Annotated in this window: 16 protein-coding genes; 9 read left to right on the top strand and 7 right to left on the bottom strand. The window is 67.4% G+C overall.

Annotated elements, in window-relative coordinates:
* The first annotated feature begins 219 nt into the window (after positions 1–219).
* The 5 genes from AC5P8Y_RS04975 to AC5P8Y_RS04955 all read left to right on the top strand — a co-directional run bounded on the left by AC5P8Y_RS04975 (position 220) and on the right by AC5P8Y_RS04955 (position 3819).
* Positions 220–864 carry an HvfX family Cu-binding RiPP maturation protein gene (locus AC5P8Y_RS04975; RefSeq protein ID WP_033833325.1) on the top strand — a complete coding sequence of 215 codons (645 nt, stop codon included), beginning with the start codon at positions 220–222 and terminating at the stop codon, positions 862–864.
* A 95-nt stretch (positions 865–959) separates the two neighbouring features.
* Positions 960–1436 (top strand): HvfA family oxazolone/thioamide-modified RiPP metallophore, encoded by a 477-nt coding sequence (locus tag AC5P8Y_RS04970; RefSeq protein WP_033833324.1) that lies wholly within the window; start codon positions 960–962, stop codon positions 1434–1436.
* Positions 1437–1492: 56 nt separating this feature from the next.
* Positions 1493–2338 carry an HvfB family MNIO-type RiPP peptide maturase gene (locus AC5P8Y_RS04965; protein WP_231522624.1) on the top strand — a complete coding sequence of 282 codons (846 nt, stop codon included), beginning with the start codon at positions 1493–1495 and terminating at the stop codon, positions 2336–2338.
* Complete coding sequence (locus AC5P8Y_RS04960; protein ID WP_111108437.1) at positions 2331–3065, top strand: HvfC family RiPP maturation protein; 735 nt, start codon at positions 2331–2333, stop codon at positions 3063–3065. The genes AC5P8Y_RS04965 and AC5P8Y_RS04960 overlap by 8 nt, the downstream gene beginning before the upstream one ends.
* 115 nt (positions 3066–3180) lie before the next feature.
* Positions 3181–3819: a ferric reductase-like transmembrane domain-containing protein gene (locus AC5P8Y_RS04955; protein WP_043034153.1), complete on the top strand. Its 639-nt coding sequence runs from the start codon at positions 3181–3183 to the stop codon at positions 3817–3819.
* Between the two features lie 55 nt (positions 3820–3874).
* On the opposite strand, the gene AC5P8Y_RS04950 is transcribed toward AC5P8Y_RS04955, so the two are convergent.
* The 5 genes from AC5P8Y_RS04950 to AC5P8Y_RS04930 form a co-directional block, all read right to left on the bottom strand.
* Positions 3875–5011, bottom strand: coding sequence for a metallophosphoesterase (locus AC5P8Y_RS04950; RefSeq protein WP_033833320.1), 1137 nt, complete (start codon positions 5009–5011; stop codon positions 3875–3877).
* A 134-nt stretch (positions 5012–5145) separates the two neighbouring features.
* Positions 5146–6684: a TerC family protein gene (locus tag AC5P8Y_RS04945; RefSeq protein ID WP_024956986.1), complete on the bottom strand. Its 1539-nt coding sequence runs from the start codon at positions 6682–6684 to the stop codon at positions 5146–5148.
* A gap of 43 nt (positions 6685–6727) precedes the next feature.
* A complete protein-coding gene (locus tag AC5P8Y_RS04940; protein ID WP_005408494.1) occupies positions 6728–6952 on the bottom strand; it encodes a helix-turn-helix domain-containing protein in 225 nt (74 codons plus the stop codon).
* Positions 6952–7419, bottom strand: coding sequence for a DUF2975 domain-containing protein (locus tag AC5P8Y_RS04935; protein WP_005412578.1), 468 nt, complete (start codon positions 7417–7419; stop codon positions 6952–6954). Before AC5P8Y_RS04935 ends, AC5P8Y_RS04940 begins: the two co-directional genes overlap by 1 nt.
* Positions 7420–7604: 185 nt before the next feature.
* On the bottom strand, positions 7605–8186 hold the full coding sequence (locus AC5P8Y_RS04930) for an NMCC_0638 family (lipo)protein (protein WP_005412577.1): 582 nt from the start codon (positions 8184–8186) through the stop codon (positions 7605–7607).
* Between the two features lie 129 nt (positions 8187–8315).
* On the opposite strand from AC5P8Y_RS04930, the gene AC5P8Y_RS04925 reads away from it, so the two are divergent.
* The gene (locus AC5P8Y_RS04925; protein WP_005408491.1) at positions 8316–8627 is read left to right on the top strand and encodes an ArsR/SmtB family transcription factor; all 312 of its coding nucleotides are present in this window, start codon (positions 8316–8318) and stop codon (positions 8625–8627) included.
* A gap of 24 nt (positions 8628–8651) precedes the next feature.
* Positions 8652–10046, top strand: coding sequence for a DUF2867 domain-containing protein (locus AC5P8Y_RS04920; RefSeq protein ID WP_495201851.1), 1395 nt, complete (start codon positions 8652–8654; stop codon positions 10044–10046).
* 38 nt (positions 10047–10084) lie between these two features.
* On the opposite strand, the gene AC5P8Y_RS04915 is transcribed toward AC5P8Y_RS04920, so the two are convergent.
* A complete protein-coding gene (locus AC5P8Y_RS04915; RefSeq protein WP_005412573.1) occupies positions 10085–10516 on the bottom strand; it encodes a pyridoxamine 5'-phosphate oxidase family protein in 432 nt (143 codons plus the stop codon).
* Positions 10517–10800: 284 nt separating this feature from the next.
* On the opposite strand from AC5P8Y_RS04915, the gene AC5P8Y_RS04910 reads away from it, so the two are divergent.
* Entirely contained in the window at positions 10801–11235 is a 435-nt protein-coding gene (locus AC5P8Y_RS04910) for a hypothetical protein (protein ID WP_033833318.1), read from the top strand.
* Between the two features lie 35 nt (positions 11236–11270).
* Positions 11271–11777: a PaaI family thioesterase gene (locus AC5P8Y_RS04905; protein ID WP_414497854.1), complete on the top strand. Its 507-nt coding sequence runs from the start codon at positions 11271–11273 to the stop codon at positions 11775–11777.
* Positions 11778–11786: 9 nt separating this feature from the next.
* Here AC5P8Y_RS04905 and AC5P8Y_RS04900 read toward each other — a convergent pair whose 3' ends face one another.
* Positions 11787–13529: a GGDEF domain-containing protein gene (locus tag AC5P8Y_RS04900; protein WP_495201850.1), complete on the bottom strand. Its 1743-nt coding sequence runs from the start codon at positions 13527–13529 to the stop codon at positions 11787–11789.
* Positions 13530–13558 lie beyond the last annotated feature (29 nt).

Here is a 13558-nt window from a genome sequence, read left to right as displayed (position 1 = left end):
CGGGCGCCGGTCCTGGCCGGGCGCTACCGGGTGGATATCGCTCCCCGCACGCGGGCGCGCAACGCCCCGATGTGCGTCAACGCATCGTCTTTGTATCTGACTGTACGAAACCCGGCCGCGGCCACAGTCGCTGACAAAATCCCGGGCAACGGCACACGTTGCCGATACCTGCGCCGCCTGGAATGGCCTCCATCGACCACTGGCCCGCAGGACACCACCATGATCAGCACCGCCTCTTCCATGTATACCCCCCGCCTGGACGCCGTCGGCCGCTGGCTCTCGCCATTGGCGCTGCGCACCCTGCTGGCCTGGGAGTTCTTTGAATCCGGCCGCGAGAAGCTGGGCGGCCAGAACTGGTTCGCCGACCTGGAAGGCCGCTTCCCGTTCCCGTTCTCCGCCCTGCCCGCCTCGCTGAACTGGCAGCTGGCGACCTGGCTGGAACTGGTGGGCGCGGTGATGCTGCTGCTCGGCCTGGCCACGCGCTCGGTGGCCTACGTCTTCTGGGTCCTCACCATCGTTGCCATCGCCGCCGTGCACTGGCCCGACCAATGGAACGGCCTGGGTGAACTCTGGCAGGGCTATGCGATCACCGACCAGGGCTACGGCAACTTCAAGCTGCCGCTGCTGTTCCTGGCCATGTTGCTGCCGCTGATCCTCAACGGCGGTGGCGCGCTCAGCGTGGACCGGCTGTTGGCCGGCTCACAGCATGCCGCTGTCGGCAATGACGGCCTGGGCTGGGGCGTCAGCCTGATCGCCCTGCTGCTGCCGGTTGCGGCGCTGCTGCCCGGCATCGGCTTCGGCGGTGCCCTGCTCGGCGGCGTGCTGCTGCTGGGCTATCTGCTGCGCCGTCGCCACGCCGCCTGAGCTGATTCCCCTGTTCCCGCGCCTTTCGCTTTCCGTCGCCTCCTCGGCGGCGTCCATCCCGCACGCCCCGCGTGCTTTCCCAAGGAGTCATCACCATGTCCATCTCGACCAGGAACACCCCCTCCTCCCGCCTGCCGCGCATTGGTGCCATCGGCATCGCCCTGGCCGGTGGCCTGCTGCTGGCCGGCCAGGCCGCAGCGATCCAACCGCTGGCGATCAGCGCGGTGGCCATGAGCGCCGCCGCCGAAGGCAAGTGCGGCGAAGGCAAGTGCGGGGCCAACAAGGCCACCACCGGCAAGCCCGCCGGCAAGGCCAAGGTGGCCGAGGGCCAGTGTGGCGAAGGCAAGTGCGGCGACGCCTCGTTTGCCCGCACTGACCGCGACCACGATGGCAAGGTCTCGCGTGCCGAGTTCAACGCTGTGGCCGCCAAGCGCGCCGCCGAGTTCGACCGCATCGACACCGACCACGACGGTTACATCAGCGAGCAGGAAGCGCACGACTACCTGCGCAGCGTCTACACCGCCAACGGCAAGCCGATGCCGAAGGGCCTGTTCTCCCGCGTTGCCGATTGATCGACGTTCACCCGGCGCTGCCTTCAAGGCGGCGCCCTCTCTCTGGAGCATCCACCATGTCCCTGCCCCTGCCCACCCATGCCGCCGGTCTTGGCCTGCGCCGCGGCCTGATCGACGAACTGCTGGCCATGCCGGCCGGAGCCATCGACTTTCTCGAAGTCTCTCCCGACAACTGGATCGGCATCGGCGGTGCACGCGGCGCTGCGCTGCGCCAACTCAGCGAGCGCCACTCCTTGACCTGCCATGGCCTGTCGCTGTCGCTGGGTGGTCCTGATCCGCTGGACCGCACACTGCTGGCACAGACCCGTGCCTTCCTCGACCTGCACCAGGTGCAGCTGTACAGCGAACACCTGAGCTACTGCGCCGCCGGCGGCCATGTCTACGACCTGCTGCCGCTGCCGTTCACCGCCGAGGCCGTTCACCATGTCGCTGGTCGCATCGCCCAGGTGCAGGACATGCTGGGCCGACGCATCGCAGTAGAGAACATCTCCTACTACGCCGTTGCCGGCGCGGACATGAGCGAGATCGACTTCATCAACGCCGTGCTCGCCGAAGCCGACTGCGACCTGCTGCTGGACGTCAACAACGTCTTCGTCAACGCCTGCAACAACGGTTACGACGCCTTCGAATTCCTGGCCCGCGTGCCGGCCCACCGTATCGCCTCGCTGCACGTAGCAGGCCACTTCGATGAAGACGATGGCTTCAAGATCGATACACACGGTGCGCCGGTGAAAGGCGTGGTCTGGGCACTGTTGCGCGAGGCCTATGCGCGGGTGGGCGTGCGCCCCACGCTGCTCGAACGCGACTTCAATTTCCCCCCGCTTGCCGAATTGCTGGCCGAGGTCGGGCAGATCCGCCAGGCGCAGGCCGAGGCACGTTGGCCCGAGGTGACCCATGGCTGAGTCGCTGGCGACCCTGCAACGGCGCTGGGCCGATCGTGTGCGCGACCCTGCAAAGACCGCACCCGATGGCATCGAGGCGCGGCGGATGGCGGTCTACCGCCGCCTGTGCATTGACAGTCTGGACAGCCTGCTGGCGGGCAGCCTGCCGCGGCTGAAGTCGCAGCTGGGCGATGCCTGCTGGCGCAACACCGTCGAGCACTACTACGCGAGGCACGCCTGCCGCACGCCGTTGTTCCCGCAGATCGCGGGCGAGTTCGCGGCCTGGCTGGCGGTGCAGGACACGCTGGCGCTGCCGGGCTGGGCAGCGGAACTGGCGCACTACGAGAGCACGCAGCAGTCGCTGCACATTGAAGCGCGTGACGGCGGGCGGCCGCTGCAGCGCGCTCCCGTAGGCAATGATGTGCTGGCGATTTCGCCGTTGGTGCGGGTGCTTGGCTACCAGTGGCCAGTACATGAGGACGGGGCGCTGGAGCCGGTGTTGAGCACGGCTCCCACGCTGCTGGTGATCCAGCGCCTCGCCGATTTCAGCCTGCAGACCGAGGAACTGTCACCGCTGGCCTACGCGCTGCTGTCGGTGTTCGGTGACGACAGCGCGTCGGTGGATGAAGCACTGCAGCTGCTGTCCGAAACACATGGCGTGGCAGCGGACGCATTGCGCATGGCCTGCGTGCCTGTTCTGGGCGAGCTGTGCGCGGCGGGCGTGCTGGTTGCATTGCCTGCTTTCTGAGGTTGCCGGCCAGCGGCCGGCACTACCCGTTCCTTGGCCGGCCAACGGCCGGCACTACCCCTTCCTTGACCGGCCAGCGGCCGGCACTACCGTCCCCCTACTTCGAGGTCTCATCATGGCTCCTTCCAACACGTCCTTCCTGCATGGCTGGCGCCTGTTCGTGGCCGTAGCGGTGGTCCTGATCGCCTTCGCGCTGGCGGCCTTCGCCCTGTATCCCGATGCAGCCGAAGGCAGCCGAGCCGCGATCCGGGTCACTGCGCGCACATCGTTCCTGCTGTTCCTGGCAGCGTTCACGGCATCGTCGTTCGCCAGCCTTCTGCCCGGCCCGTTCACCCGCTTCCTGCTGCGGGAACGGCGCATCATCGGCCTGTCCTTCGCGTTCTCGCACCTGTTGCATGCAGTCGCGATCACCAGTTTCGGCGTCCTCAACCCGGCGTTCTGGCCAGCACGATCCGCGCTGGCCAACCTCCCGGGCACGGTGGGCTACATTGCCATCCTGGCGCTGGCCATCACCTCGCACCGGGGGCTCGCCCGGCGCATGGGACCCACCGCCTGGCGTCGCCTGCACGTCACCGGCATGTGGATCATCGCGGCGGTGTTTACCTACTCGTACTTCAAGCGCGTTCCGGGCAACTTCTGGTATGCGGTGCCGTCGGCGCTGCTGTTCACCGCCTTCGTGGTGCGCTGGATTGCCAAGCGGGCGCAGGCGCTGCGCCGAAGTGCGCATGTGCGGCCGCCGCTGCGGGCGGCCTGAGGGGCTGGGGCCAGATACCTTTACCTGCGAAAATGGGATATGACCCCACTTCAGGTCAAGGCGCGCGGCGCAGCGTGATCAGGGTGATCTCCGACGGCACGCCGATGCGCGCCGGGAAACCGGCCCAGAGGCCCGCACCGTTACCCACGTACAGCGTCATCCCATCCACGTCGTAGCGGCCGGACACAAAACCGCCATTGGCTCGCTTCACCAGCTGGTCCATGCCGATGATCTGCCCGCCGTGGGTATGCCCAGAGAGCTGCAGCTTCACGCCGCGCGCGGCCGCCTCGCGCGCATTGCGAGGGCGGTGATCGAGCAGGATCACCGGTGCAGAGGGATCGGCACCGGCCAGCGCGGTTTCCAGATCCGGCAGCGGCAGGCCATAGCGTGCCGCCACCGGATCGGTGACGCCGGCGATGGTCAGCGCCGCATCGCCGCGCCGCACCTGCAGGTGGCTGTTCTCCAGCACCTGCATGTGCAGCGCCCGGAACGCCTGCATCCACTCTTGGTACTGCGCGTAGTACTCGTGGTTGCCGGTGATGGCGACGACGCCGTCCGGTGCATGCAGGTCAGCCAACGGGCGTGCGTCCTCGCGACGCGCCTCGACGCTACCGTCGATCAGGTCGCCGGTGATCACGATCAGGTCCGGCGTCAGTGCGTTGCTCTCGTCCACAACCCTGCGCACCCAGTCGCCCGTCAGCAGGCGGCTGGCATGGATGTCGGTCAGCTGCAGCACGCGATAGCCGTCGAACGCAGCAGGCAGATCCTTGATCGCCACGTCGATCTGCCGAGGCTGGGGCACGGCCATGCCCTGGCTGATGCCATAGCCACTCACAAGCAGCGCCAGCAGGCCGGCCAACGGCCGCAGCTTCGAGGCGCGCAGGACCGATACGATGCGCGGCCAACGCAGCAGGTGCGAAAGCAGCAGGCCGGCATCCAGCACCAGCATCATCAAGGCCAGCAGCAGTACCGCCGTGGAGCCGGTGGCCAGAACGGCGATGGCCAGCTTCGGGATCTCCGGCGAGGCCATCGTGCCCCAGAAGGTGGCGACGATGCGCAGCTGCACGGCCACGCCCACCAGCAGCAACGACAGCACGACCTTCATCCAGATGGGCATGCGCAGTGGCCAGAACAGGCGCCAGGCCACATACAGGCCCATCAACAAACCGATCGTACTCAGCACTGCAACCATCCATGACAGAAAGCGGGCCCGCCATGGTGACGGCTGCGGGTCGTGTTGTGTAGAGCCGGGCCCATGCTCGGCTGCTCAGGAAGCCGTCGAGCATGGCTCGACGCTACAGAACCTCGATCGCGCATGGCTCGACGCTACGGATGCCCCAGGCGCTCCACCCGCAGGCGGGCGATGCGACGCTTCTCCATCGCCAGTACGGTGATGCGAACATCCGCAATCTCCACCGCGTCACCGATGTCCGGCAGGCGCCCCAGACGCTCCAGCACCAGGCCGGAGATGGTCATGTAGTCGGCACTGCGCGGCAGCGATACGCCGGCCAGCCGCTGCAGGTCGTCCAGGGTCAGGGCACCGTCGGCCTCCCATTGGTCCTCGCCCTGCGCGACCACGCCATAGCGCTCGTCCTGGGTATCGACCAGGTCACCGGCAATGGCCGCCAGCAGGTCGTTGGCGGTCACCAGGCCTTCCACGCTGCCGTACTCGTCCACCGCCACCGCCAACGGCACCGGGTGCTGGCGGATCAGTTCCAGCGCCTGCAATGCGCTGGCACTGGACAGCACGTACTGCGGCTCGCGCAGGTTGCCTTCCAGCTGCAGCGGCCTGCCCTGCAGCAGGTCAGCCAGCAGGTCGCGGCTCTGGACCACGCCACGCAGGCTGTCCAGGTCGCCATCACCCACCAGCAGGCGGGTGTGCGGCGACGCCACCAGGCGTGCCACCACATCCTCCTGCCCACGGGCCAGGTCGATCCACTGCACGTCGGCACGCACCGTCATCACGCTCGACACCGGGCGATCGGCCAGCCCCAGCACGCTGCGGATCATCTCGTGCTCCGCCGGCTGCAGGCGCTCTTCGGCATCGACGTGTTCGTCCGCGCTTTCGTCGTCGTGGCCATTGGCCGGGCGCGCGCCCAGCATGCGCAGCACGGCGTCGGCGGTGCGCTGGCGGAACGGCTGGCGGCGTTCGTTGCGCTCACGGTTGAAACGCACCCACTGGTTGAACGCCTCGACCAGGATCGAGAAGGCAATCGCCGCGTACAGGTAACCCTTCGGAATCTTGTAGCCCAGGCCCTCGGCCACCAGGCTGAAACCGATCATCAGCAGGAAGCCCAGGCACAGCACCACCACCGTGGGATGCTTGTTGACAAAGCGCGTCAGCGGCTTGCTGGCCAACAGCATCAGCGCCATCGCGATGGTCACGGCGGCATACATCACGCCCAGGTTGTCGACCATGCCCACCGCGGTGATCACCGAGTCCAGCGAGAACACCGCGTCGAGCACCACGATCTGTGCCACCACCATTGCGAAGCTGGCGTAGACCTTCTTGCCATCCTCGTGGTGTTCGCGGCCTTCCAGCCGTTCGTGCAGCTCCATGGTGCCCTTGAACAGCAGGAACAGGCCACCGCCCAACAGGATCAGGTCACGCCCGGAGAAGCTGTGGTCGAACAGCGTCAGCAGCGGCTCGGTCAGTTTCATGATCCACGCCAACGCCGCCAGCAGCACCAGCCGCATCAGCAAGGCGAGCGCCAGGCCGATTACCCGCGCGCGGTCACGCTGGTGCGGCGGTAGCTTGTCGGCAAGGATCGCGATGAACACCAGGTTGTCGATGCCGAGAACGATCTCCAGCACGACCAGGGTTGCAAGGCCCATCCAGATCGAGGGGTCAGCCAACCATTCCATTTCAGGTCCGTTTCGTCAGTAGGTAAGGGAAAAGAGCGACCGCTCAGTCAGCGTCCTGTGCCTGCGCCGGGTCGTGCCCGAGCAGGTCGCCGGGCGTGCACTGCAGCTCGCGGCAGATCGCATCAAGGGTGGAAAAGCGGATGGCGCGCGCCTTGCCGGTCTTCAGGATCGACAGATTGGCCAGGGTGATGTCGATGCGCCCGGCCAGCTCGGACAGGGTCATGCCGCGTTCCTGCAGCATGCGGTCCAGGGTGATGACGATCGCCATCAGATGACACCGTCGAGGTCGTCGCGCATCGCTGCGCCCACGGCGAAGACGCGCGCCAACACGAACAGCATCAGCACGGCCACCAGGCCAGTGATCGACATGCCACCGCCGACCTCCATCCAGGTGAAATCCGGGCCCATCCAGGCCGAATAGGCACCGATCAGGATCGACAGCAGTTCCATTGCCAGCATCAGCCAGGCCATGCGCTGCAGGCGCCGTGCATTGGCGTGGGTGAACGGCCGCTCGCGCGCCGCCGACTTCAGCAGCCTCAGCAGATGGCGCAGGAACAGCAGGCACAGCACCAGCAGCGCGATGATCGCGCCCAGGCCCAGGCAGAAGTGCAGGAACAGATCATTGCCGTGCGCGGCAGCGGCCTCGGCGTCATGCACGCTGTCGAGCAGCCAGCGGCGGTCGTGGGCGACCAGCGGCACCGCCAGCAGTGCGGCCAGGATGCCCAGCCAGCACATCGCCCGGACGGCCTGTACGGCGGCCTGGGCCAGGGCAAACAGGCCTCGCGCGGGTCTGGCGCGGGCGGGACGAGCGGTCAAGCGGCCTCCGGTGTTGGGGTGGACGCGCCGCCCCCGGGATGGATTTATCGATAAACGATATATCACACGCTGCGTGAAAGGCTGAACCGCAGGCGTGGCTCCTGTCAGGGCCCGGGCGCGCCCCGCTCCAGCATTGCCTCACCCGGCGTCGCAGAGGCCATCGCCTGCACGCCGGCATCGGCGGCCTGCCGCGTGACCAGGCGGAAGCGCACCTGCAGCTTGCCCTGCCCCGGGGTGGCCCAGCCGTACTGGATGGCCACCTGATCGGCCGACAGCGGCCCACGTCCCGGCAGCGAGCGCACCTGCAACGGCATCGGCGCGGCCTGCACCAACCGGGCGAATCCCTTCTGCACGACCGCCGCGTCGGCCTTCTCGGCGTAGACCGTGCACGTGCCATCGTCAGCCCAGCTCACCGCATAACGGCCACTGGCCAGGGGCACCATCCAGGCCACACCCGATTGCCCCTGCAACAGCGTGGCGGCTTCGGCGGGCTGCAGCGGCGACAGCCCATTCGATTCCATCAGCGACTGCAACCGCGCCGGGGCCCCGATGTGCTGCATGCAGGCGGTATCGAACAACTCGCTGAAGGGATCCTGCGCCGGAGCTTTGGCCTTGGGCGTGCGCGCGGGTTGCGCCGCCGCCAGGGTGGGCAGCAGGGCCAAAGCCAGCCAGAACGCAGGACGCATCGGGATTCCACGCTACGGAAAACAGCAGGGAGGATGGCAAAGCCCGGGCGTGCCGCGCAATGGGTCATGGCTTGACAGCCGCCACCGGCGGGAGGAGTATCAGTTAACGAATTAGTTAATTAGCTCGCCATGGACCGCATCTTCGAAGCCCTTGCCTCCACCGCCCGCCGGCAGATCCTGGCCTATCTCAGTGCCGGCGAACTCAGCGCGGGCGAGCTGGCCGAGCGCTTCGACTTCAGCAAGCCGGCGTTGTCCAGCCACCTGCGCATCCTGGAGGAAGCCGGACTGATCGAACGCGAGAAACGCGGCCAGTTCGTGTACTTCAGGCAGGTACCCGACCGTTTGGCCAACACGTTGTTCTCGTGGGCGGCCGAAGTCTGCCCGGTCGGCGGCCCGCTCAAGCGTGAAGCCCGCGCCCGTCGCAAGGCCCCCGCCCGCTGATCCGCCCCGCCAAGGAGCATGACGATGCCTGGTTCGACCCGCGATCGCCGTTCGTTTCCAGCAGTGCAGCTTCCGGCACAGAACGGCGGCAGTCCGACCGAAGTCACCCTGATCGCGCAGCTCGGCATCGGTGCCGGTGACGCGCTGGTGAGTGACGCCGGCCAGCGTCAGCGCCACCACCCGGCGTTCATCGATGCGTTGGATGAACCTTCGGCGCGACTGGGTGGAATGCACCTGCAGCACGGGGATGCCTCCTCGCTGTACAGCTTCACCGTCGGTGCCGGTGGCCACCCGTTTCATCGCCATGCAGGCCCGCGCATGTTCACCGCCATCGCCGGCAGCGCGGGAGCCGAGCTGCGTTTCGCCACCGCCTCCGACACGCAGCTGGCAGCAGATCCCGGTGCCTTCGCGCGCACGCTTCGGCGCATCCGCATCCCACCGGACTGCCTGTTTACCGTGCGCTTCGGCGGCGGCACCTGGCACCAGTTCGCGTCGAACCATCCTGCACATCCCGCGCTGTTCGCGTTGTCCTGCCACAGCAATGAACTGGCCGGCGCGATGAGCGAGCAGGCGCGTGCACAGGTGCAACGCAATGCCGCCGATATCCCCAGCCTGACCGAGGTGCTTCCGGAATCGCACTGGCCTTCGGGCACTTCGCTTGCGGCGGCACCGCTGTTGCAACTGTCGCTGCAGGCGGCGCCTCCCAGCCTGTGCGCACACCTCTGCGCGCGTACCCGTGCCCTGCTCGGCCCGCTGCGCCGCATCCCCATGCGGCCGCTGCACGGGTTCGTCGAACGTGCCACACCGGCCTATCCCATCCGTTCGCGGCCCGCCGCCACCGATGGCCTGCTGCCCACAGCGCTGCCGCACAGCCACTACCAGGACCTGACCACCCTGTGCCTGGAACCCTCGCAGGTGGTCCACCGCTCCGCGTCGGCACTGCTGGCCGATGTACTGGACGGCTTCCTGCGCAATCCGCCCAGCGGCGTAGGCCATCTGATGGCGCTGCGAAACCGACTGGTGGCGCCGTTGCGGTTGCGCACGTCGCCGCTGGGATGCCCGGTGTCGTCACTGCTGTCCACCGATCGCAGCCGGTTGTTCGCTGGTCGATTTCCGGTGCTGGATTCGCACATCGATACGCAGGACAACGACGCCGAAGTCCTGCTCGGCGCCGACGATCGGCACCTGCGTTTCCGCAGCAGCGTGCGCGTGCAGCGGCGTAGCGATGGACATGTCGAGATCAGCCTGGGCTCTCGCGTGCAGACCCTCAATGCGTTCGGCGGCATGTACATGGCACTGATCGACGCCGGGCACCGGCACTATGTCGCGCCGGCACTGCTGCGGCGTGCGGTGGAACACGCCTTGGCACCGGAGCTGGCCAATGTTGGGGATCCGGCAGCACACCCTGCGCACTGCTGACCCTGGAACACGATGCGCCGGGCCCTGCACGGTTCCGCTCAGATAACGATTTCGCCCTCGTCCTCGCCATCCCAGTAGTGGATGCGGCTGGCGCGCACGTGAATCAGCACCAGTCCCGGTGTATCCACGCCCTGTTCGAACCATCGCTCCAGGTCCTTCACCCAGTGCTGGCTCATCGTGGCCCGGTCGCGCACCAGCGCTGCCCTTCCCTGCACGTGCACGAACAACGGTGGCTTGCCCAGCAGCGACTTGCTGCCGGAAAAACCCAGCGCGACGGCGGGGTCAGCTTCAATCTCGCGCACCATGTCGGTGTCTTCGGTGGTGAAGAACCAGCTGTCACCGTCATAGTCCACGTCGCCGTTGTTGCTCATCGGACGACCGGCAATCTCTCCGCCGGCGTGGGTCTGCAGCATCGTGAAATCGATGCCGGCCATTTTCCTGGACAGTTCAGGCAGGGTGAGCTGGGTCATGTCGTCGTCCCTCGTCGGATGGAGTCCCAGCGTCTGCGCAGAGCGGTGACCGAAGCGTGGGTGGGCAGTTGCGACCTCTTCACAGAAAACGCGATAGGGCGCATGGCACGTGTGTGACGCATTCCTCACCACCACACCCGCGCTAACCGCGGATGGAGGAACGGTCCTCCACGCCGCGACACGCCTCTAACAGGGCATTGCCCGAGAATCGCGCAACCTCGCGATGCATCCGGCATGGCCGCCGGCATCACCGGGGCTCCCCTCCGCAACCGCATGGCCCCCACATGGACCTGTTCGCCTGGCTCGCGTTCGGCTGCTACCTGTTGACGTTCTTCATTGTCTCGCTGTTTGCTGCGGCCTACCTGAAACGCTCCGACTTCATGCCCTACCACGGCCAGGCCGTGGGCCTGCCATGGAAGGAGGTCGAACCGCGCATGCAGTTGCTGCTGATGGCACTCATCCGCGTGGTCGGCGCCGGTTGGATCGCACTGGCCGGCGCTGGCGTGATGCTGGCCTGGTTGATCTTCTTCGGCGGACACTTCGCGCTGCCGCAACTGCTGGCCTTCCAGTTGTTCTGCCTGTTCGCCACCGTACCGCCGGTACTGGTCGCTTCCGGCGTGCGGCGACGCACCGGTGCGCGTACACCGGTGCCCGCCGGCGCCGCGGTGGTGCTGCTGTCGGTCATCGGATTCGTGCTGGCCCTGTTGGCACTGTCCTGATGCGTGCTCCCTCCTCTCCCTCCATCGAGGCTCCCATGAATCCCGAATCGATCTTCTACAGCGTGGTCAACGGTGATCTGCCGCCCTCCCAGGCGGGCACCCTGCTCGGCTGGCGATTCGTCGACTACGACGACGCACTGCGCCGCATCCATGTCGAGTTCGACGCCGGGCCGATGCTGACCAACCCGATGGGCAACGTGCAGGGAGGCTTCCTGTCGGCGATGCTGGATGACTGCATGGGGCCGGCGATCTACGCCACTCTGCCCGCCAACCGCATCGCGGTCACGGTGGAATCCAAGACCAGTTTCGTCAGTCCAGCACGACCAGGGCGCATCATCGGTTGGGGCGAAGTCGAGCACAGCAAAGGGAGCATCGCCTTCGCGCGTGGCTGGCTGACTGACCCGGCAGGCAACGTACTGGCCACCGCCACCGCCACCTTCCGCGTGGGTGCGCTGCGCTGGCGTGGCTTATCGGTACCACGTCCGATCGCGCGCCGGATGATCGCGCGGACGCTGCGGCGGGTGCATGCACGCATCGGCTGAGGCGTGCCCTCAGCGCATGATGCGACCGCCCCCCGCCACCCGTACCCGATCACGCCCATGCGCCTTGGCCCGGTACATGGCCGCATCGGCGGCACGCAGCAGGGTGCGCCAGCCCAGCGCGTCGGTGCCGCCCTCGGCCACGCCGAAACTGGCGGTCACCCGCAGCACGGTGCCGCCGGCCAGCGCGATGTCCATCTGCTGCAGGGCCAATCGCAATGACTCGGCCAGCTGCCGGCCACCGGCCAGATCACCGTCGGCCAGCAGCACCAGGAATTCCTCGCCGCCATAACGGGCGATGCTGTCGCTGCGGCGCAGGTGGCGCTGCAGCAGCTGTGCCACCTGCACCAGCACCTGGTCGCCGGCAGCGTGCCCATGGCCGTCGTTGATGGCCTTGAAGCGATCGACGTCAAGCAGGATCACCACCGCGCTGTTGCCACCGTCGGCATGGCGCTGCTGCACCCTCTGGTCCAGCGCGCGCCGGTTCAACAACCCGGTCAGTTCATCGGTGCCGGCCAGCTGGCGCAGCTCGCTGGTCAAGGCCGAGCGCTCGCGCGACTTCTCGCGCAGCACTTCGATGGCATCGAACAGGCGCTGCATCTCGGCCAGCGGGTGGGTCACATGCTGCTCCGGGCCGGGGGCTTCCGAGGCGATCTGGATGACCTGCTTCTGCGCCTGCAGCAGCGGCCGCAGGATCTGCAGATGGGCAATGCGCAGCGCCACGCCCAGCACCACCAGTGTGCCCAGCGCGGTCGCCACCAGCACGGCCAGGCGCATGGCCTCGCGATTGCGGGTGCGTTCAAAGCGGGCGATGGACACGCTCAGGTAGCCATCACGCAGCGCCTCAAGCGACTGCAGGGTCGGCACGTAGCGCGTGGTGAATTCGGCGGCGGTCCATGGCGGCGGCAGGCCTCGGCGGCCATCTTCGATCAACTGCTCGATCATCGGCAGCGATTCGCCGAAGAACTGCCGACGCGCCATGTCCCAGTGCCATGACAATTCCGGGTCACTGCGGAACACCGACTCGTGGCTGCCCGCCAACCGCCACAGCTCCAACAGGCGACCCTCGGTCTGCAGTGCAGCGCGTACCTGTTCCTCCCGCCATGCCCCTGGCACCGCCACCGGCGCCATCACATTCGAGGCCAGGCGGCCACCATGCTCGCGAAGATCGATCAGCACCTGGCCCTGCATCGCCGGAATCGCTGCTTCACGGTCGGCGCTGACCAGCACGTTGATCTGTGCCGAGGTCAGCAGGTGCAGGCGATCGACCACGGCGAACATGCCACTGATCGCACGCTCCACCTCCTCCACGCGGCGTGCGTCATGGGGTTGCGCCAAGACCCGGTCGACCGCAGCCCGCGCCGATTGCAGGCGACGTTGCGCGTCGGCCAGCAGCCCATGCTCGTCGACCACTCCCGGATCAGCCTTGAACACGGTGTCCAGCTGCAGCAGGGCAGCGTCGACCCGCTTGCGCGCGGCCGCCAGCTGCGCGGCCAGCGGTGCCTGCTCGGCCGCATCGGCCGGGTCGGCCCCCAGCAGGCTGTTGGCGGGGCCGCGTTCGGCCGACACCAGGTTGGCCAGGTCGAAGGTCTGCCGCAGCTGGCGCAGGCTGGCCAGGTTGTCCTCGGCGGCCGTGAAGCGCAGCGTGCCCTGCACCAGTGCGATGGCCATCAGCGGCAGCGTACAGACTACGAACAGCCCAGCCAGGATCCAGACCCAGGTCCGCAATCCGATGGGCGACGCCTTGCGGGCCATGCACATTTCCCCTGTAGTGCCGAACACTG

The organism is Stenotrophomonas sp. YJH_SMC_12-1 (assembly GCF_059370935.1).
This window is presented reverse-complemented; position numbering and strand designations above follow the sequence as displayed.

What these genes read in the sequence shown, in the direction of transcription:
- AC5P8Y_RS04960 (WP_111108437.1), top strand. Translation starts at nt 2,331, where the DNA reads ATGGCTGAGTCGCTGGCGACCCTGCAACGGCGCTGGGCCGATCGTGTG.
- AC5P8Y_RS04945 (WP_024956986.1), bottom strand. Translation starts at nt 6,684, where the DNA reads ATGGAATGGTTGGCTGACCCCTCGATCTGGATGGGCCTTGCAACCCTG.
- AC5P8Y_RS04905 (WP_414497854.1), top strand. Translation starts at nt 11,271, where the DNA reads ATGAATCCCGAATCGATCTTCTACAGCGTGGTCAACGGTGATCTGCCG.
- AC5P8Y_RS04950 (WP_033833320.1), bottom strand. Translation starts at nt 5,011, where the DNA reads ATGGTTGCAGTGCTGAGTACGATCGGTTTGTTGATGGGCCTGTATGTG.
- AC5P8Y_RS04920 (WP_495201851.1), top strand. Translation starts at nt 8,652, where the DNA reads ATGCCTGGTTCGACCCGCGATCGCCGTTCGTTTCCAGCAGTGCAGCTT.
- AC5P8Y_RS04955 (WP_043034153.1), top strand. Translation starts at nt 3,181, where the DNA reads ATGGCTCCTTCCAACACGTCCTTCCTGCATGGCTGGCGCCTGTTCGTG.
- AC5P8Y_RS04940 (WP_005408494.1), bottom strand. Translation starts at nt 6,952, where the DNA reads ATGGCGATCGTCATCACCCTGGACCGCATGCTGCAGGAACGCGGCATG.
- AC5P8Y_RS04930 (WP_005412577.1), bottom strand. Translation starts at nt 8,186, where the DNA reads ATGCGTCCTGCGTTCTGGCTGGCTTTGGCCCTGCTGCCCACCCTGGCG.
- AC5P8Y_RS04915 (WP_005412573.1), bottom strand. Translation starts at nt 10,516, where the DNA reads ATGACCCAGCTCACCCTGCCTGAACTGTCCAGGAAAATGGCCGGCATC.
- AC5P8Y_RS04970 (WP_033833324.1), top strand. Translation starts at nt 960, where the DNA reads ATGTCCATCTCGACCAGGAACACCCCCTCCTCCCGCCTGCCGCGCATT.
- AC5P8Y_RS04910 (WP_033833318.1), top strand. Translation starts at nt 10,801, where the DNA reads ATGGACCTGTTCGCCTGGCTCGCGTTCGGCTGCTACCTGTTGACGTTC.
- AC5P8Y_RS04965 (WP_231522624.1), top strand. Translation starts at nt 1,493, where the DNA reads ATGTCCCTGCCCCTGCCCACCCATGCCGCCGGTCTTGGCCTGCGCCGC.
- AC5P8Y_RS04975 (WP_033833325.1), top strand. Translation starts at nt 220, where the DNA reads ATGATCAGCACCGCCTCTTCCATGTATACCCCCCGCCTGGACGCCGTC.
- AC5P8Y_RS04925 (WP_005408491.1), top strand. Translation starts at nt 8,316, where the DNA reads ATGGACCGCATCTTCGAAGCCCTTGCCTCCACCGCCCGCCGGCAGATC.
- AC5P8Y_RS04900 (WP_495201850.1), bottom strand. Translation starts at nt 13,529, where the DNA reads ATGGCCCGCAAGGCGTCGCCCATCGGATTGCGGACCTGGGTCTGGATC.
- AC5P8Y_RS04935 (WP_005412578.1), bottom strand. Translation starts at nt 7,419, where the DNA reads ATGTGCTGGCTGGGCATCCTGGCCGCACTGCTGGCGGTGCCGCTGGTC.